Below are 17,910 nucleotides of genomic sequence, written 5' to 3' on the forward strand. Positions count from 1 at the left end.
CTAGTTGGCGCTCCGTGCGGCCTTCGTGCGGTGCGTCGCGGCCGGGTGGGCGTTGGCGTTCGGGTGGGTGCCGGCGTTCGGGCGGGCACCGGCTGCCGGGCGGCCGTCGGGGCGCAGCAGGGTGGTGACGGCGGCCAGGGCGAGGGCGACCAGGGCGGCGACGGCCCACAGGACGGTGTGCCAGGCGGCAGTGAACTGTGCGGCGAGGAAAGCCCGTTCGCCACCGGTCAGGTGTCCGGAGACCACCTCGGCGGCCACCTGTGCGGAGCCGACCCGGGCGGTGACCAGGGTGAGCAGCGCCGCTCCGAGCGCGGCGATCACCATCGCCTGCCCGCCGCCGCGCACCGTGCTCAGGAACCCGGCGGCCATCCCGGCCCGGTCCGTGCCGACCCGGTTCATCGCCTGCCCGTCGACGATGCCGTTGGCCAGCCCGGTGCCGATGCCGACGGCCAGCAGCGGGCCGGCCAGCCGGGCGCTGCCCGCACCCGGTTCGAGGACGGTCAGCCAGGCGTTGCCGCCCGCGACCAGCGCCAGGGCCACGGTGATGACGGCCCGGGCCGGGACGCCGTGGGTCAGCAGCCGTCCACCGAGCAGCGGTGCGACCAGGACGGGCGCGGTCAGCCAGAGCATCGTCGCGCCGGCCTGCCCGGCGGAGAGCCCGTCGACGCCCTGGAAGTACGTGGGCAGGTGGGTCAGCGACCCGGCGAAGCCGACGGACGCCGACAGGCCGGCGACCGTCCAGGCCAGGTAGTGGCGGTCGCGCACCAGGGTCAGGTCGAGCAGGGGGCGTGCGGTGCGGGCCTGCTGCACCGCGAAGGCCGCCAGCAGGGCCGGACCCGCGGCGAGGGCGGCGAGCACCGGCGGGCTGGTCCAGCCCGTGGCGGGCCCCTGGGTGACCGCGGCCATCAGCAGTCCCAGGCCGAGGACGAACAGGGCCGCGCCCGACCCGTCCAGTTTCGCCCGCCCGTCCGGCTCGGCCCGCCCGTCCGGCCGTGTCTCGTCCGCGGCCCCGGCGCCGGCCGTGACCAGCAGACCGACGGCGGCGAACAGGCCGAACGCGACCCGCCAGCCCACCGAGCCGACCAGGGCGCCGGTCAGGGTCGGGCCGAGCGCCAGACCCACCCCGCCGGTGGTGCCGAGCGCGGCGAACGCCTTGGTCCGGGCCGCGCCCCGGAAGGCCGAGGCGAGCAGGGCCCCGCCGCCCGCCATCACGCCCGCCGCGCCCAGCCCGGCCAGCGCCCGGGCCGCGTCCAGGAACCCGATGCCGGGCGCGCACGCGCCCAGGCCCAGGCCCAGGGCGAACAGCACCGCCCCCGTCCGGTAGGTCCGGCGCCGCCCGACCAGGTCGCCCAGCGAGCCGAACAGCAGCATGAAGCTCGACGCGGTCAGGAAGTACCCGGTCACCACCCACTGCAACGAGGGCCCGGACGCGCCGAGTTCGGCCCCGATGTCGGTCAGTGCCACGGTCGTGCCGGACATCGACATCGACAGGGTGAGCATGCCCAGCAGCACCACCCCGAGCGTCAGCAGGTGCCGCCCGCTCCACCTGCTCGCCTCGTCGCCTCCGTGGGGTTCGCCGGCCCTGTCGCTACCGCCGGTCCTGTCGCTACCGCCGGTCCCGTCGGTTCCGGCCCGTCGCATCCGTGTGGTGTCGTCCATGCCGCCGACGCTACGAACCACCCCCGCCCCGCCACATCCGTCGGGCGACCGGGTCGCCGCCCCCGCGCCGGACCTGGTCATCCGACGGATGCGGGCCCGGTGCCCGCCTCCGTAGCGTTCTCGACGTCAACCCCGGCCGCCGCAGACGGCCCGACCACGGAGGGACGCCCGACCATGACCGCCGCCACCACCCCCGCACCCCTGAAGCTCGCCGTCGTCATCGGCTCCACCCGCGAGAACCGCTTCGGCCCGACCGTCGCCCACTGGTTCGCCGAACAGGCCCGCGCCTACGGCGAGTTCGCCGTCGACGTGATCGATCTCGCCGACGCCGACGTCCCGCACCGGCTGACCGGCGAACCCACTCCCGGCGTCGCGGCCCTCACCCCGCGGATCGAGGCGGCCGACGCCTTCGTCGTCGTCACCCCCGAGTACAACCACTCCTACCCGGCCTCGCTGAAGGCCGCCATCGACTGGCACTACAGCCAGTGGCAGGCCAAGCCGGTCGCCTTCGTCTCCTACGGCGGCATGGGCGGCGGTCTGCGGGCCGTCGAGCACCTGCGCCAGGTCTTCGCCGAACTCCACGCCGCGACCGTCCGCGACAGCCTCAGCTTCCACATGGCCTGGGAGAAGTTCGACGCCGACGGCCGGCCCCACGACGCCCCGGCCGCCAACGGCGCCGCCAAGCGGATGCTCGACCAGCTCACCTGGTGGGCCCGCACCCTCCGGGCCGGTCGTGAGCACACCCCCTACACCGCGTGAGCCGACGCCGGGGCGCAGCGGGCGACCGGAGCCCCGGCCGGGGAGGGCCGGGGCTCCGGTCGCCGTGCCGGGCGGGGCTCAGCCGCCGCCGTAGGTGGCCTGGGTGACGGCGAAGACGTTGCGGTTGCCCGGGGTCTCCTGCAGGGACCAGAGCAGGTCGGGTCCGGTGCTGTCCTCCCAGTAGGAGATGCTCTCGCCGCCGCCGACCCAGGCGAAGGTGGACGGGCCCGCGGTGGGCGTCCAGTAGTAGAGCTGCTTCTGGCCGGAGGAGTTGAACCACCAGCGGCCGTTGTGCGAGGCGACGCCGTTCAGCTTGTACCAGGGCAGTTGGAGGGCCTGGCTCGCGGTCGTCGTCGCGGCGAAGGTGGTGGCCCCGGAGGCGAACGGGAAGCGGACGGCCCGCGGCGGGCGGTTCGGGTAGGAGGTGCAGCCGGAGCCGGCCGGGCAGGTGTACTCCGTCATCACGATCGACTTGCTGACCCGGTCCAGCGAGATCGACGACCACGCCAGCTTGTCGGTGCCCGCGGCCTGCGCGGTGACGGTGCCGACCTGCGGCAGCACGTACGCGTAGTTGTGCGCGTAGTAGACCGAGCCGTACCGGCCGATCTGGTCGGCGGTGCCGCCGGTGTCGGTGTTCAGGATCTTGCGCATGTCGAAGACCCGCATGCCGACCCCGGTGTCGGCGACGTACAGGTAGTCGCCGTACCAGGAGACGCCGCCCGCGTGGATCGGGATGTCCTTGAAGCTCGGCGCCGCCGTGGTGCCGGTCGGTTCGACCAGCAGGATCTTGCGGTACTTGTTGGGGTACGTGGCGTCCCAGTCGACCAGGGTGATCCGGCTGCGCTGCTGCTTTCCGCCGCAGGCGTCGTCGGTGTACCAGCTGACCAGCACCAGCTGGTGGCCGTCGTAGTTGCCGCTGTTCGCGGTGCCGACCGCGTCCCGGCTGGTGGTGATGCCCTGGGGGTAGCTCTGGCAGTCGGAGTCGTCGCCGTCGTCGAAGCGGAAGCCGGTGGACAGCCCGGCGACCGAGAAGCCGGAGGCCAGGCCCTGCCGGTCGTGGTTGGCGTTGTCCATCACCGTGTGGACGGGGGAGGTCCCGAGCGTCGAGACCAGGGCCGAGTCGAGCGCGTCGAACTGGTGGTAGTCGGCGCTGAGCGTGTACGCGGACGCGTTCAGCACGGTCGGTGCCGCCGCGGCGGCCGACGCGCCCGGCGCCCCGGCCAGCGCGCCGGTGACGAGCACACCGGCCGCGAGCGCCGCCCGCAGGGTCGTTCTGACGTGACGGATCATCAGGTCGTGCCTCTCCATCTCGATCGGATCGCTCCAGGTGAATGGATCAACAGCCGTTCACGCTAGGCGCGTTGTGGGCATGTCCGCAACACTCGTGGCCCCCTGCCCCGGGCGTGTCGCCGGCGGCCGGAATGCGACCGCCCCCTGGCCGGACTGCCCGGACGGTGCTTGGCTGGTGCGTACGCGCAGCGTGGTCGGGCGTAGGGGCGGGAGGGCGGACGGATGGGGACGGACGCGGAGGCGGACGCGGAACCGCACGTACGGGACGACGCCTCCCGGACCGGCGCGTCGGCCCGTGGTGGCGCACTGGCCCGGATCGGGCAGCCGCTGCGCACGCCCGCCTTCCGCTGGTGGTTCGGCGCCCAGGTGCTGTCCGCCTCCGGCGCCATGACCCAGACCGTGGCGCTGTCCTGGCTCGTCCTCCAACGCACGCACAGCGCCTGGTGGTTGGGCCTGGTCACGGTCGTCACCTGGGTGCCGCTGCTGCTGCTCGGGCCGTGGACCGGTGCACTGGCCGACCGGGCGGACCGGCGCCGGATCCTGATCGCCACCCAGACCGCCTCCGTCCTCCTGGGGCTCGCCCTCGCCCTGCTCGCCCCGCTCCGGCCCCCGCTGCCCGTCCTGCTCCTGCCGACCGCCCTCGGCGGCGTGGTGACGGCCTTCGACGCCCCCGCCCGGCAGGTGTACGTGGTCGACCTGGTCGGCGCCGGACGGATCGCGGGCGCGGTGAGCCTCTACGAGGTGACGATGAACGCCTCCCGCGTGCTGGGTCCCGCCCTCGGCGGCGTGCTGCTGGGCACCGTCGGCGCCTGGGCCTGCTTCCTGGCCAACGCGCTGGCCTTCGCCCCGCCGCTCGCCGTCCTGCTGGCCGTCCGTCCCGCCACCGTCACCCCTGCCTCCCCGGCGAGGGCCCCCCGGGTGCGGGGCGCCGTCCGCGACGGGTTGCGCTACGTGCGGGCGGACCCGCCGATCCGGGCTTGCCTGCCGATCGCGGCCGCCTCCGGGACGCTCTTCAACCTCGGCGTCGCCCTCCCGGTGTTCGCCTCCCGGGCCCTCCACCTGGGCGGGGGCGGCTACGGGGCGCTGATGGCCGCCTTCGGCCTCGGCGCGCTGCCCGGTGCGGTGCTGGCCGCGGGCGGCGGCGACCCCACCGGACGGCAGGTCAGGAGGCTGGCGCTGGCCACCGCCCTGCTGACCCTCCTGCTGGCCTGCAGCCCGAACCCGCCGGTCGCCTTCGCGGCCGTCGCGGCGGCCGGGTTCGTCGGCATCCGCTTCGTCACCGCGGCGAACACGCTGGTCCAGCTCCGCTCCACCGACGCCGTCCGCGGCCGCGTCATGGCGGCCTGGTCGATGGCGCTGCCCGGCACCCTGCCCGTCACCGGCCTGCTGGTCTCCGCCGCCGTCCAACTCGGCGGCCCCCGGGCCGGTCTCCTGCTGTCCGCCGCCGCCCTGGCCGCCACCACCCTGCTCGGCTGGCGCGCCCTCCGGGCCGGGCCCTGAGCGGTCGGGCTCCGAGCGGTCGGGCCTTGAGCGGTCGGGCTCTGAGCGGTCGGGCCCTGAGCGGTCGGGCCCTGAGCGGTCGGGCTCTGAGCGGTCGGGCTCTGAGCGGCCGGGCCCTCCGGGACGGGCCCTGCGCGGGACGGCGGCCGGGCGGTGGCGAACGGTCCTCACGCCCGCCGTCGCAGGCCGCGCAGCGCGGCGCGGGCGGGGAGCCAGGTGCCGAGCGCGGCCAGGGCGGTGGTGCCGAGCAGGACCAGGGCGAGCTCGGTGAGCGGCGCGGCGGCCCCGGCGGTGCCGCGGGTGATGCCCTCGGCGTACGTGCTGAGCACCGCGGAGGCGACGGCCAGGCCCAGCCCGGTGGCGAGGACGACCGCGACCGCGGTCTCCCAGCCGAGCATCCGCCGGATCTGGCGGCGGGTGGCGCCGATCAGGGCGAGCGCCGCGAACTCCCGGCGGCGGTCGGCGATGCCCATCGCGAGGGTGTTCAGGACGGCGATCGCGACGAAGGCGACGATCAGGCCGAGGGAGACGTACCCGACCTGGGCGCCGGTCCGGTTCCCGTCCGCGGCCGCGGCGGTGGCGGAGGCGTGGTCGAGCACCCCGAGCCCGGGCGTCCCGTGCAGTGCGGCGGTGAGCGCCGCGCGGGTCAACCCCTCGCCGCGGACCAGCAGTTCGTCGTCCAGCGGTACGTCGACGTGGGCGGCGACCGGGTCGTGCGCCAGGGTGAGGTCGCCGAAGCCCAGGCCGCGGGCGTACAGCGCGACGACGGTGACCTCGGTCGGCGTGCCGTCGGCCAGGGTCAGCCGGACGCGCTGCCCCAGCCGGTAGCCCAGCCCGTCGGCGGCCGCCGCGGTGCCGTCCGCCAGCCGGCCGAGGTCGCCCGCGGTGACGCCCAGGTCGAGGGTGTCGGCCAGCCGCCCGGGGGTGACCGCCTGGACGCTGCGCCTGGTCAGGCCGTCCCGGACCTGGCTGTGCAGGACCCGGGTGACGGTCCGCACGCCGGGGACGGCGGCGAGCGCCGCGGCGGCGTCGGCCGGGACGCGCGGACCGACCGTGAAGTCGGCGACGGTGCCGCGGTCGCGCTGGGCGGCGGCCGCGTGGACGGTGGTGGTCTGGGTGAACAGGACGGTGCAGGCCATCGCGACCAGCAGGGTCAGCGGCGTCACCACCGAGGCCAACCGGTGCGCCCCGGCCCGCAGTTGGTGGACGGCCAGGTACCCGCCGACCCGGGACGCCCGCAGCGGCAGGCCCAGCACGGCCGTCCCGGCCCGGGCCACCAGCGGGCCGAGCAGCGAGAACGCGGTGCACCACAGCAGCACGGTGAGGAAGCAGACCGGCGTCGCGGCCTGGTCGGAGTGCAGGACGGTCAGCAGCGCGGTGAGCACCACGGCCCCGGCGGTGGCGAGCACCCCGAACCCGGTCCGGACCGCACCCGGCCGCGGCGGCCTGAGCTCCGCCTCGCCCAGCGCCTCGACCGGCTTGATGGCGGTGGCGCGCCGGGCCGAGACCCGGGCCGCACCCCAGCCCGCCAGCAGGGTGGTGGCCGCGGCGGCCAGCACTGGGAAGGGCGAGAGCACGACCGGCAGGTTCGCCGGGACGACGTCCAGGGCGACGAACCGCCCGTGCAGCCAACCGCCCAGCGGCAGACCGGCGGTGGCGCCGAGGACGCCCGCGGCCAGGCCGACCGCCAGCGCCTCGCCGCCGATCATCTTCCGGACCTGCCGACCGGTGGCGGCCACCGCCCGCAGCACCGCGATCTCCCGCTGCCGCTGCTGGATCGACAGGCCGAAGGTGCCGACCACCACCAGCAGCGCGACCAGCAGCGAGGTGCCGGCCAGCACGGCGCCGGTGCTGACCAGGCGCACCCCCGCACCGGCCGCGTCGGGGAACTCCGCCCGGCCGCGGTCGTCACCGGTGCGGGCCACCGCGGCCGGACCGGACGGGTCGTTGGCCGCGGTGGCCAGCAGCGCCTGGACGTCGGCGGCGGCACCGGCCGCGGACGCCCCGTCGGCCGGGAAGACGCCGATCGCGCTGACCAGCCCGTCGTGCCCGGCCAGCGCCCGGGCCCGGTCGGGGGCGAAGAACACCGCGGCCTGGCTGTCGAACCCCCGGTCGGTGACGCCGACCACCCGCAGGTCCAGCGCCCCGGCGGCCGTCCGGGCGGTGGTGGTGGCGCCGGGCGCCAGGTGGGTGCGGGCCGCGGTGGCGGCGTCCAGGACGACCTCGTCGGCGGCCGCGGGCGCCCGTCCGGCGGCGAGGGTGAGCCCGGCCAGCGGCGCGGACTCCCAACCGTGGCCCCAGGAACCGTCGGTGGGCCCGCCGGGCAGCAGCAGCGGGAACGTCACCTCGGTGGCCACGCCGCGCACCGACGGCAGGGCCGCGATGCGGTCGGCGAGGGCGGCGGGCACCCAGGCCCGTCCGGCGATCGGCTTGGCCTTCTCCTTGGTCTTCCCCTTGCCCTTGTCGACGGTGGCGTGCACCTCCTGGTCGCCGGAGACGACGACCGGCGCGGCCGCCCAGCGCTCCGGCCGGACGGTGCCGAACAGGCCGGTGACCAGCAGCGTCCCGCAGCCGCAGACCAGCGCGGCCGCGCAGAACAGGGCGACGAAGGCGCCCGCGAAACCGGCCCTGCGGTGCCGGAGGGTGGCGAGGGCGAGTCCCAGCATCATCGGTTCCACGCTCCCAGGCGGATCATCCGGTCGGCGACCTTCGCCGCGGTCGGGTCGGTCATGGTGTCGGCGACCCGGCCGTCGGCCAGGAACAGCACCTCGTCGGCGTAGGACGCGGCGACCGGGTCGTGGGTGACCATCACGATGGTCTGGCCGAGCTCGTCGACGGTCTGCCGCAGCAGGGCCAGCACCTCGCGGGCGGTCATGGTGTCCAGCGCGCCGGTCGGCTCGTCGGCGAACACCACCTCCGGGCCGGGCAGCAGCGCCCGGGCGATCGCCACCCGCTGCTGCTGGCCGCCGGACAGCTGGCCCGGCCGGTGGCCGGTGCGCTCCTGCAGGCCCACCCGGCGGACGAGTTCGGCCAGCCGCCCGGCGTCCGCCCGCCGCCCGGCCAGCCGCAGCGGCAGGGTGATGTTCTGCTCGGCCGTCAGCGCGGAGATCAGGTTGAACGCCTGGAACACGAACCCGGCACGCTCGCGCCGCAGTTCGGTCAGCTCCGTCTCGCTCAGCCGGGACAGGTCGGTCTCGCCGAGCCGCACCGTGCCGGAGGACGGACGGTCGAGGCCCGCCGCGCAGTGCAGGAAGGTGCTCTTGCCCGAACCGGACGGCCCCATCACGGCGGTGAAGCCGCCCCGGGGCAGCCGCACCGTCACCTCGCGCAGGGCCGCCACCGCGCCCCGCCCCTTGCCGTAGACCTTGCTCACGGCGTCCAGAGTGATCGCTTCGCTCATGCCTCCAGCCTGCCGACCTGCGAACTCCCTTCCCAGGGACGGGAACACGCGCGACCCGTGATCTCGTCACGGGTAGGGTCGGGACATGATCAGACTCCTGCTGGCCGAGGACCAGCACGTGGTGCGCGGCGCCCTGGTGGCCCTGCTCGGGCTGGAGCCCGACCTGGAGGTCGTGGCGGAGGCCGACTCGGCCGACGACGTGGTGCCGCGGGCGATGGTCTTCCGGCCGGACGTGGCGGTGCTGGACATCGAGATGCCCGGACGGCTCGACGGCCTGCAGGCCGCCGCCGCGCTGAAGCAGCAACTCCCGGACTGCCGCACGCTGATGCTGACCTCGCTCGGCCGCCCCGGACTGCTGCGCAAGGCCCTGGACGCCAAGGTCGACGGCTTCCTGCTGAAGACCACCCCGCCTGCCGACCTGGTCGCCGCCATCCGCCAGGTCGCCTCCGGCGGAAGGGTGTTGGACCCCGCGCTGGCCGTCGCCGCCTGGGACCTGGCGGACAACCCGCTCACCCCGCGCGAGAACGACGTCCTGCGGGAACTCGCCGAGGGCGCCGAACCGCCCGAGATCGCCGCCCGGCTGCACCTGTCCACCGGCACGGTGCGCAACGTGCTGACCGCCGTCGTCGGCAAGCTGAACGCCCGCAACCGGACGGACGCGGTGCGGATCGCCCGGGACGCGGGCTGGCTGTGACCGGCCCCGTCCCGCCGGGGTCAGCGCGGCGGGGCCTCGGCGCGCGGTGGCGTCCCGGCGGCCAGCGGTGCCTCGGCGGTCAGTGGCACCTCGGCCGGGGGCGGGACCTCGGTAGGGAGCGGCACCTCGGCCCGCAGTAGGTACCAGCCGTCGTCCGGTCCGGCCGTCAGGGTGCCGCCCGCCTCGGCGAGCCGGACCGACAGGCCGCCGATCCCGGACCCCGGGGCGGTGACACCCTCCGGGACGCCGTCGTTCTCCACCTCCAGGCGGACCGTCCCGGCGGCCGTCGAGACGGCGATCCGGACGTGCCGGGCCCGGCTGTGCCGCAGCACGTTGGTCACCGCCTCGCGCAGCACCACGCCCAGCACCGCCCCTGTTCCGGGCGGCACCGGCTCCTCCTCCAGTTCCACCGTGATCGCTGCCGCCTCCAACACCGCTGCCGCCGAGGCGAGTTCGCTGCCGAACGTCAGCCGGGGACCGTCGCCCGCCAGCGCGCCGAGCTCGGCCCGACCGCGTTCGGCCAGCCGCCCGATGTCCGCCAACTCGGCCCGGCAGCGCGGCGGATCGGACTCCACCAACCGCCGGGCCAGCTCGGCCTTCAGCAGGATCGCGGCCAGGCCGTGACCCAGCAGGTCGTGCAAGTCCCGTGCCGCACGCAGGCGTTCGGTGACCACCCCGGCGCGGGCCAACCCGGCCGCGGCCCGCTGCAGCTCCCGCACCAGCCGGACCAGCCGCAGCACCGCGTACACCACCGTGCAGGTGACCAGCGCGCTGACGGTGGTCAGCAGCACCGACCGGAAGCCGTCCCCGCCGCTCGCTCCGCCGCTCACCCCGCCGATCACCCCGGCGGCCACCGCCACCACACCGGCCGCCGCCGCACCCGCCCGCCGCGGCAGCGCGAACAGCAGCGAACCGGCCAGGATCCCGGCCGCGCCGATCCAGTTCCGGCCCAGCCACGGAAGCGGCAGCAGGGCCAGCAGCGTCGAGGCCAGCAGGGCCGGGCGGGCGTACCGGGTCGCGTCCAGGATCGAGAAACGGACCTGGAAGGCGCAGAACACCGCCGTGCACACCACGCCGAGGGCGAGTTGCGACGGCGGGACGAACATCAGCACCCGGAGGCAGAACACGACGAGCAGGAACCAGTACAGGCCGAGCGCGGTCCGCAGCTCGGGCGGGTCCACGGGCGGCGGAGCGGGCGTCGCGGCCACCGACGCCTCCACGGCGAAGCGCCCGTCGGCCTCCAGGCCCGCCGTCAACCGGCCGCCGACCGCCCGGACCCGCTCCGCCAGACCGTCCAGCAGGTCCGCACCGAGCGCCGCTGTCGGCACGCCGTCGCTCACCACCCGCAGCACCACCCGCCCCGCCCGCTCCTCGGTCGCCACCTCGCACCGCCGGGCGTCCCCGACCCGCACCACCGCGGTGACCGCCTCACGCAACACCGTCGCCAGCACCGTCCCGGCCGGACCGAGCGGCTCGCGGTGCCCGATCCGCAGCTCCGCCGTGACGCCCGCCGACGCCAGCAGCGCCCGCGCACTCGCCGCCTCCGGGGCCAGCGAGAGGCTGCGCAACTCGGCGGCGGTGGCCCGGGCGGCGGCCAGCGTTCGGCGCGCCGACGAGATCAGTTCGTCCAGGAGCGAAGTGTGCTGGTGGGTCGGCGGGGTTCGTTCGTCGGGCGTCGAAGGGTGCCGGTCCGACGACGGGAACTGTTCGCCCCGCAGCGAAGTGTCCCGGCGCGCCGCCAGCTCGCTGATCTCGGCCAGCCCGGCGTCCAAGGCGCCGACCAACCCCGAGGCGATCCGCAGCCGCTCGTCGGTGACCGCGGACGCGGCGAGGGTGAGCCGGGCGGTCCGGACGCGGTCCGCCAGTTGGGCGAGCGTGATGACGGCGTACAGCATGGTGCCGCCGAGCGCGATCGTCAGCAGCAGGTCGACGGCGTCCCGCGGGCCCGTGCCCCGGACCGTCTCGATCAGCCCTGCCCCGGCGAACAGCAGGAGCAGGGGCAGCAGTCGGCGTTCCAGCAGCAGCGAGGCGGCGGGCAGGCACAGCAGCCCGACCGACACGCCGAGCGGACCGACCAGGAGGAGGGCGACCGCCAGTTCCACGGCGATCCAGCCCGCCCAGTCGGCCCAGCCGGCCCGGCCCGTCCACCCCAACCACCCCGTCCGCCCGAGGTCGTCCCGGTGGTGCCGCGACTGCAACGCCACCAGGGCGAGGCATCCGACCACCACCGCCACTCCCGCCACCGGCTCCTCGGGCACCCGCCCGAGCCCTTTCAGCAGGTGTGCCGAGGCCAGCGCGGCAGCCACCGCGACCACCAGCACCCGCACCACGCGCGGTCCGACGTCCCGCCCCCGTTCGCCCTCCACGCCGCGCATCGTACGCCGAAGCGATCATCGCTCCCACGGCTTCGGCCCGGGCGAACGCCACCCTGGAGCAACTCCGGCTCCTGGAAGGGGCGTAGGGCCGGGCGGCCGGGCGTCCCCACGGCCGGGCGTCCCGATCGTCAGGCGACCCGGTCGTGGTCGTCCGGCAGGAGTTCGACGACGATCTCCAGGCCGAGCGCGTAGGACGGCGTGCCGGAGGTGATGAGCGCGGTCTCCGCGACCCCGATCAGGTCGGCGATCCCGGCACCCGCGTGGAGCGCCCCCCGGGCGTGGATCCGGGCCGGTTCCGCCCGGCCGAGGGCCAACAGCTGCCCGAAGTGGACCAGTTGCTGCACCCGGTCGCCGAGCGGGCTGTCCGCCAGGACGATGTCGCGCAGCACCGTGAACGCCTCCTCGGTGGGGAGCCGTCCGAACGCCAGGGCCACCCGCAGCCGGTCCTCCACGGCGGGAGGGACGGCCCCGAGCGTGCTGCGGTAGCGCTCCCGCAGGGCCTCGGAACGCTCGGCCTCGGAACGCTCGGCCTCGGAGCGCCCGGCGGCGCTGCGCTCGGCTTCGGAACGCTCGGTCCCGGAGCGCCCGGCGGCGGCGCGCTGGGCTTCGGAACGCTCGGTCCCGGAATGCTCGGCGGCGGTGCGCCCGGCGATGGTGCGCTCGCCGTTCACGCCGAGACCCGCGCGATCGAGGCCCGGACGGCTTCCAGGGCGCCCGCGGGGAAGTCCACGGCGCCGCCGATCGCCGCTGCGGCGATCTCGGCCTGGGCGCTCTCCTCGATGGCCACCACGAGGTGCCCGGCCGCCGCCGCGTCCGGGCCGAACACCAGCAGCCCGTGGTTGGCCAGGAGGACCGCGGCCGTCGTCGGGCGCCGCTCCAGGACCTCGGCGATGCCCCGGACCGACACGTCCGATCCGCGCGGTCCCCAGGGCACCACCGGCACGTCCTCCGGCTGCCCGAAGCGCAGCATCGGTTCGGTGCGGCACGGCAGCGGCCGGTGGGCCACCGCGAAGGCGGTCGCGGCGGGCGAGTGGGTGTGGATGATCGCGCCCACGTCCGGACGGGCGCGGTAGACGGCGCTGTGCATGGTGGTGATCTCGGCGCTGACGGAGCGCAGTTCCCCCTCCAGGACCCGCCCGTCCAGCCCGACGGTCGCCAACTGGTGCGGCTCCAGGTCGCGGACGAACCCCGGGGTCAGCAGGAAGCGGTCGGCGTCGAGCCTGGCGCTCAGGTTGGCGTGGCCGGAGTGCGACATCACCCCGGCCACGAAGAGCTGCCGTGCGGCTTCGACGAGTTGGCGGGCCCGGCTCTGCGCCTCGGGCGTGCTGGTCATCTCTTCGTCTCCCGTGTCCTTCCAGCGGCGGCCCGTTCGCCCCGCTGCACGTGTCGACCACCCTGCGACTTGAACTAAGGTTCAAGTCAAGCGCCGGACGGGCGCCGCGGGGCGCCGCAGGACGCCGAAGGGTGCGCGGGGCGCCGCAGGAAGTCGAAGGGTGCCGCAGGGCGCCGAAGGGGAGCCGCCAACCATGCTGATGACGATCGGTCAGCTCGCCGCCGCCACCGGCGTCCCCGCCTCCGCCATCCGCTTCTGGGAGCGCCACGACCTGCTGCCCGCCCCCGAGCGCCGGAGCGGACAGCGCCGCTACCCGCCGCAGGCCGTGCAGCGGATCGTGCTGCTGCGCACGTTCCAGCAGGCCGGACTGAGCCTGGCCGAGGTCAGGGAGTTCCAGCAGGACCAGCCGCGCAGGCGGGCGATGATCCACGCCAAGATCGCCGAGATCGAGCAGCGCAGGATCGACCTCGACCACGCCCAGCAACTCCTCACCCACGCCCTCCGGTGCAGCCGGGCGGACATCGTCGGCTGCCCGACCTTCCGCGAGGAGATGGCGGCCTGGAACCGTCCCGACTGACGCCGCCCGGCCCCGCGCCCTCGCGCCCCGTCCGGACGCGGGTGCCGGGGTGGGCCGTCGCCCTCGGCCGGGGCGACGCCGAGGCGCGGAGGCTGCTCCGGCGCGCCCGGCGTTCGGAGTTCGGAGTTCGGCGTTCGGAGCACTGCTCGGGCCGCTCCGCGAACAGGTGCGGGCCCGGCCCCGCGCCGAGTTCGTGCGCCGGGCGGTGCAACTCGCCCAGGGCGTCATCCTGTTGCTGTCCGGGCTGCTGCCCGGCACCCGCGCCGACCTCCGGCGCCTCCTGGACCGGGAGCGCACCACGGGCGGCCTCGCCCGCCATCCGCACCCCGGCGCCGCCACGGTCTCCGCCCGCACCCACACCGCGGCCCTCCGCGGCGTCGGTCCGGTCGCCACCCGCCGCGTCGGCAAGGCCGTTCTCCACCACCGCACGGCCCTCGGCGCCCTCCCGCTCGCAGGGGACCTCTGGCCGCCCCGCGGTCCGGGTGGTTTGAAAACCGCGCCACGGCGAAGACGAATCCCGTCAGCGACAGGGTTCGTGGGAGAAGGAGAAGCACATGAGCATCCTCGCCTGGATACTGATCGGGTTGATCGCGGGCGCCATCGCCAAGGCACTGATGCCGGGCAAGGACCCGGGCGGCATCATCGTCACGATGCTCATCGGCATCGCGGGCGGTCTGCTCGGCGGCTGGCTCGGCAAGGTCATCTTCGGCGTCGACTCCATCGACGGTTTCTTCGACCTGTCGACCTGGGTCGCCGCCATCGCGGGCTCGGTCATCCTCCTCGCCCTCTACCGGCTGGTCACCGGTAACAAGCACCACCACCACCGCCATGCCTGAGCGACCCGGCGCACCCGCGAACGGCTCCTCCGCCGGAGGGGCCGTTCGCGTCGCGGGCGGCTCCGTTCCCGGCTCACCGGCTCCGGACCGCCGCGCCTCCCGGGAAGGCCGGGCACCGACCCCGGACGAATCCGGGTCCGGGCTGAAGGCGGTGGGCTGGGCCCGTACCCTGCCCCTCTCCAGCAGCGTCCGGGCGGGCCGCGCCTGGGCCCGCCGTCACCTCGACGAACTCGGCTGGACCGAGCAGGCCGCCGGGACCGCGGACGACGTCCTCCTCACCGTCTCCGAACTCCTCACCAACGCCCACCTGCACGCCCACAGCGACGCCCACCTCGTCCTCACCTGGGACGGCTCCTGCCTGTACGTCAGCGTCCACGACGGCTCCACGCACCTGCCCCGCCCCCGGGAGGCCGGCCCCGACGCCACCTCCGGCCGCGGCATGGCCCTGGTCGACGCCCTCGCCGACGACTGGCAGGCCCGCGCCGACGAACGCGGCAAGACCGTCACCGCCTGCTTCCACCCCCCGGGCCGCCCCGCCCACTGAACCCCCTGCCCCGCCGCCGGACGCGGATCACCGCAGGCGGCCGGGCCGAGGGAGCACGCCCTCGCACCGGGCGGCCGCCGCGGCCGTCGTGCCTCGGTCGCAGTCGCGCGAGCTGCCGGCCGTGAACGGACGCACCAGGCCAACGGAAGCGGCTGCGCGCGGGGCGCGCAGCCGCTGTACCAGCTCTCGTCGAGCCCCCCCTGAGGCCCGCCTTCACCCCGCCGGCCCCGACCGCTCCACGGCCGGGGCCTCGTCACGTGATGCGAACTCGTGAGGGTTCCCCGACACGTTTTCCCCTTGCCTCCCCCTGCCTCCCCTGGCGTCCGCGGGGGTTCGTCGGCGTCCCGCCCCACGGCGTGGCGGACTGCTGGGGGCGGCTGGATGGGGGAGGCGCGACGACCCGGCGCTCGACGGGCCGACCGCGGCGGAAGAGCACGTGCACGCGATCGTTGCCGCTCGGGACGCCTACGCGTCCCGGGTCGGCGTTCCGGGGTGCTGGTGCTGGTGCTGGTCCGTGTCGGCGGGCAGCAGCGGGCGTAGCGCGCCGAGAGCGGACTCGACGCAGATGTCGCGGAGCCGGTCCCGGGAGCAGGTCGGTTCGGTGAGCCAGTCGACAACGAGGACCTGGACGAAGACGAGCCAGCTGCGCAGGACCGAGGAGACCGCCGCGCGAGCGGTGTCGTCGGCGAGCGGCAGGACCGTGAGCAGGCGAGCGCGGAGTGCGTCGAGTTCGCCCGTCATGATCGTCTGGATGACCGGGTCGCCGGCCAGGACGCGGTTCGCGGCGAGGACCGCGTTGCTGTTGGCGACGAAGTAGTCCAAGTGCACCTCCATGCCCTGGACCAGTTGCTCGCGCAGCGGCACGGCGGGGTCGATGCGGGTCGTGGCGAGCAGGCGGTCCGCGGCCTCCTGGTACACGGCCGCGAAGAGTGCGTGCTTGCTGGGGAAGTGACGGTAGAGCAGCGCCCGCGAGACGCCGGCCCGCCGGGCGACCTCGTCCATCATCACGGCCTCGTAGGGCTGCTCGGCGAAGCAGCGTGCGCCGACTTCCAGGAGCTGCGCGCGGCGGTCGGCCGGGCTGAGGCGCTGGCGGCGCGGAGGTGGTGGCGAGGACGGCACGCGACCAGATTACTTGACACGTGTCTACTGGACGGCGCTACCTTGGGAGCGGCACTTAGTAGATGCGTGTCAACTTATGTCGCCGTTCGGACGGCGGCGGACCACGGGGTGGTGGTACGTGATGGCCAGGACTCTCCGAGTGCTCGTCCTGCTCATGGGCTGGTCGTGCGTCGCGATCGGCCTCTTCCATCTCGTCCTCGGCAACGCTGCCATCCCCGGCGCCGCGCACGCGGGCACGACGATCGACAGCTGGGGCCGCTTCATGGGCGCGAGCTTCGCGGGCTACGGCCTCGCCTGGCTCTGGGCCGCGCGCCAACACCCGATCCCCGCCCCGGCGGTCCGCTGGCTCGCGGCGGTGTTCCTGCTCGGCGGCGCGGGCCGACTGCTCTCGCTCGCCCTCCACGGCCGACCGCAGGGATTCCAGATCGCGCTCACGGTGATCGAACTCGGCCTCCCGCCCGTCTACTTCCGGCTCGCCGACGCGGACGAGCGGGAAACCGGCGCCCACCGGTCCCGCGCGAGCGGTGCCGACTCCTCGACGTAGGCGGGGGCCATTGGGGCGGGGCTCCGTGCGGCTGCCGTGGAGGACGGTGAGGGCGCGCCCGCGGGTCTCACGGGTGCCCCACGGGTCGGGGTGGCGGCCGCCAGGCCGTTCGGTGCCGCGTCGTGTGGGGGACGACGGATCGCTCGGGGTCCCGAGCGGCAGCTGAGGCCACGACCGGTGCCCGGAGGCGGACCGGCCCCTCCGCGCTCCCGCTGCGGTGGTTCCTCCCTGCCGAGGAGGCGGGTCGCCGGGCAGCTCCGACGGGCCGCATGCTCAACCCGGAGGCGGATTGGTCTCCCTGTTCCGCCGGAGGAGGCCGGTCCTTCCCCGGGTCGTCTGCCAGCGCGACCGGGCCTGCTGCAGAACCGCGGCCCACTGGTCGCGCACCTCGTTGTCCGGCGGGCGCTCGCCGCGGCCGATCCGGGTGATCTCGGTGCGCACTTCGTTGCCGACCGCGGCCGAGGCGACGACCGCGAGCATGGCCCCGAAGAGGGCGGAGAGCATCGCGAAGACCGCCCCGACCGCGCCGTAGCGGTTCGCGTACGAGTCGAACAGGTGGGGGAGGTAGACGGTCATGGCCACCGAGTAGCCGGCCAGTGCGAGGGCGCAGACGGCGGCGAACGGCATCAGGTCGCGTCGGGGGATCCGGCCGGCGGACAGCAGGCGACCGCCGCACAGGAGGAACGCGAACGTCAGGGGCGCCTCGACCAGGGCCGCTGCCAGCCCCAGCGGACGGCGGCCGAACGCCGCGTGGGCGAGTCCGCTCAGCACGACGTACGCGGCGAGCAGCAGGATCCACTTGAGCCCGTTGACGGTGTTGCGGACGCTCAACGGCGGCAGGTTCCACCCCTGTTCGAAGAGGCGTTGCGCGACGCGTGCGAAGCTCAGGGTCGAGATCAGCAGGAAGGCGCCGCCGAACACCCCCAACGTGGTCCATTCGCTCGACTCGGGGAGGAGCCGACGCACGGCCTCCGCCCCCTCGCCGGTGAGGCCGTAGCGGTCGATGACGCGTTCGGCGATGTCCTTGCCCCCGAACCGGGCCGCCAGACCGCCGCCCAGCAGGGCCAGCGGGACCAGCGCGGTCAGGGCGGCGGAGGCCAGGGCCATCGAGCGGTCGAAACCGACGAGGCGCTGGAACCGGCTGTAGACGCGCAGCGCGAATGCCGGCCGGAGCCAGAACGTCACCGACCGGACGATGGTGTGGCGGTTGACCCGGGACGTGTGCCCCTCCGGACGTAGTGGCGAACGGCCGTGGACCAGGCTGACGAGAGCCACGCTAT

16 protein-coding genes are annotated in these 17,910 nt (G+C 75.3%); 7 read left to right on the forward strand and 9 right to left on the reverse strand.

All coding sequences use genetic code 11. The annotated features are described in order from the left end of the window. Window positions 1-1,659, reverse strand: coding sequence for an MFS transporter (locus QSK52_RS05905; RefSeq protein WP_285734283.1), 1,659 nt, complete (start codon window positions 1,657-1,659; stop codon window positions 1-3). Window positions 1,660-1,833: 174 nt separating this feature from the next. Here QSK52_RS05905 and QSK52_RS05910 point away from each other — a divergent pair, with 174 nt between their 5' ends. After that, entirely contained in the window at window positions 1,834-2,418 is a 585-nt protein-coding gene (locus QSK52_RS05910) for an NADPH-dependent FMN reductase (RefSeq protein WP_285734285.1), read from the forward strand. Window positions 2,419-2,496: 78 nt separating this feature from the next. Here QSK52_RS05910 and QSK52_RS05915 read toward each other — a convergent pair whose 3' ends face one another. After that, the gene (locus QSK52_RS05915) at window positions 2,497-3,708 is read right to left on the reverse strand and encodes a hypothetical protein (RefSeq protein ID WP_285734287.1); all 1,212 of its coding nucleotides are present in this window, start codon (window positions 3,706-3,708) and stop codon (window positions 2,497-2,499) included. A 222-nt stretch (window positions 3,709-3,930) separates the two neighbouring features. Here QSK52_RS05915 and QSK52_RS05920 point away from each other — a divergent pair, with 222 nt between their 5' ends. Then, window positions 3,931-5,208 carry an MFS transporter gene (locus QSK52_RS05920; protein ID WP_285734289.1) on the forward strand — a complete coding sequence of 426 codons (1,278 nt, stop codon included), beginning with the start codon at window positions 3,931-3,933 and terminating at the stop codon, window positions 5,206-5,208. 167 nt (window positions 5,209-5,375) lie between these two features. Here the strand turns inward: QSK52_RS05920 and QSK52_RS05925 are convergent, their stop codons facing one another. Together QSK52_RS05925 and QSK52_RS05930 are read right to left on the reverse strand one after the other, a co-directional pair. Beyond that, complete coding sequence (locus QSK52_RS05925) at window positions 5,376-7,877, reverse strand: ABC transporter permease (RefSeq protein WP_285734291.1); 2,502 nt, start codon at window positions 7,875-7,877, stop codon at window positions 5,376-5,378. After that, on the reverse strand, window positions 7,874-8,608 hold the full coding sequence (locus QSK52_RS05930) for an ABC transporter ATP-binding protein (RefSeq protein WP_285734293.1): 735 nt from the start codon (window positions 8,606-8,608) through the stop codon (window positions 7,874-7,876). Before QSK52_RS05930 ends, QSK52_RS05925 begins: the two co-directional genes overlap by 4 nt. Before the next feature lie 85 nt (window positions 8,609-8,693). Here QSK52_RS05930 and QSK52_RS05935 point away from each other — a divergent pair, with 85 nt between their 5' ends. Further along, window positions 8,694-9,302, forward strand: a complete 609-nt coding sequence (locus QSK52_RS05935) for a response regulator transcription factor (RefSeq protein WP_285734295.1) — start codon at window positions 8,694-8,696, stop codon at window positions 9,300-9,302. Window positions 9,303-9,322: 20 nt separating this feature from the next. Here the strand turns inward: QSK52_RS05935 and QSK52_RS05940 are convergent, their stop codons facing one another. The 3 genes from QSK52_RS05940 to QSK52_RS05950 all read right to left on the reverse strand — a co-directional run bounded on the left by QSK52_RS05940 (window position 9,323) and on the right by QSK52_RS05950 (window position 13,010). Further along, window positions 9,323-11,668, reverse strand: coding sequence for a histidine kinase (locus QSK52_RS05940; protein WP_285734297.1), 2,346 nt, complete (start codon window positions 11,666-11,668; stop codon window positions 9,323-9,325). Between the two features lie 137 nt (window positions 11,669-11,805). After that, window positions 11,806-12,348 carry a carboxymuconolactone decarboxylase family protein gene (locus tag QSK52_RS05945; RefSeq protein WP_285734299.1) on the reverse strand — a complete coding sequence of 181 codons (543 nt, stop codon included), beginning with the start codon at window positions 12,346-12,348 and terminating at the stop codon, window positions 11,806-11,808. Then, window positions 12,345-13,010, reverse strand: a complete 666-nt coding sequence (locus tag QSK52_RS05950) for a class II aldolase/adducin family protein (RefSeq protein WP_285734333.1) — start codon at window positions 13,008-13,010, stop codon at window positions 12,345-12,347. Before QSK52_RS05950 ends, QSK52_RS05945 begins: the two co-directional genes overlap by 4 nt. A gap of 199 nt (window positions 13,011-13,209) precedes the next feature. Here QSK52_RS05950 and QSK52_RS05955 point away from each other — a divergent pair, with 199 nt between their 5' ends. The 3 genes from QSK52_RS05955 (at window position 13,210) to QSK52_RS05965 (ending at window position 14,967) form a co-directional block, all read left to right on the forward strand. Beyond that, window positions 13,210-13,587, forward strand: a complete 378-nt coding sequence (locus QSK52_RS05955; protein ID WP_285734335.1) for a MerR family transcriptional regulator — start codon at window positions 13,210-13,212, stop codon at window positions 13,585-13,587. Between the two features lie 554 nt (window positions 13,588-14,141). Next, complete coding sequence (locus QSK52_RS05960) at window positions 14,142-14,423, forward strand: GlsB/YeaQ/YmgE family stress response membrane protein (RefSeq protein ID WP_285734337.1); 282 nt, start codon at window positions 14,142-14,144, stop codon at window positions 14,421-14,423. Between the two features lie 151 nt (window positions 14,424-14,574). Further along, window positions 14,575-14,967, forward strand: a complete 393-nt coding sequence (locus QSK52_RS05965; RefSeq protein ID WP_285734339.1) for an ATP-binding protein — start codon at window positions 14,575-14,577, stop codon at window positions 14,965-14,967. Window positions 14,968-15,432: 465 nt separating this feature from the next. On the opposite strand, the gene QSK52_RS05970 is transcribed toward QSK52_RS05965, so the two are convergent. Further along, on the reverse strand, window positions 15,433-16,086 hold the full coding sequence (locus QSK52_RS05970; protein WP_285734341.1) for a TetR/AcrR family transcriptional regulator: 654 nt from the start codon (window positions 16,084-16,086) through the stop codon (window positions 15,433-15,435). A gap of 121 nt (window positions 16,087-16,207) precedes the next feature. On the opposite strand from QSK52_RS05970, the gene QSK52_RS05975 reads away from it, so the two are divergent. Further along, window positions 16,208-16,630, forward strand: coding sequence for a DUF4345 domain-containing protein (locus tag QSK52_RS05975; RefSeq protein ID WP_285734344.1), 423 nt, complete (start codon window positions 16,208-16,210; stop codon window positions 16,628-16,630). 273 nt (window positions 16,631-16,903) lie between these two features. Here QSK52_RS05975 and QSK52_RS05980 read toward each other — a convergent pair whose 3' ends face one another. After that, window positions 16,904-17,815 (reverse strand): YhjD/YihY/BrkB family envelope integrity protein, encoded by a 912-nt coding sequence (locus QSK52_RS05980; RefSeq protein WP_285734347.1) that lies wholly within the window; start codon window positions 17,813-17,815, stop codon window positions 16,904-16,906. Window positions 17,816-17,910: the final 95 nt, after the last annotated feature.

Source organism: Kitasatospora phosalacinea (assembly GCF_030268885.1).
GTDB classification, from domain to species: domain Bacteria; phylum Actinomycetota; class Actinomycetes; order Streptomycetales; family Streptomycetaceae; genus Kitasatospora; species Kitasatospora phosalacinea_C.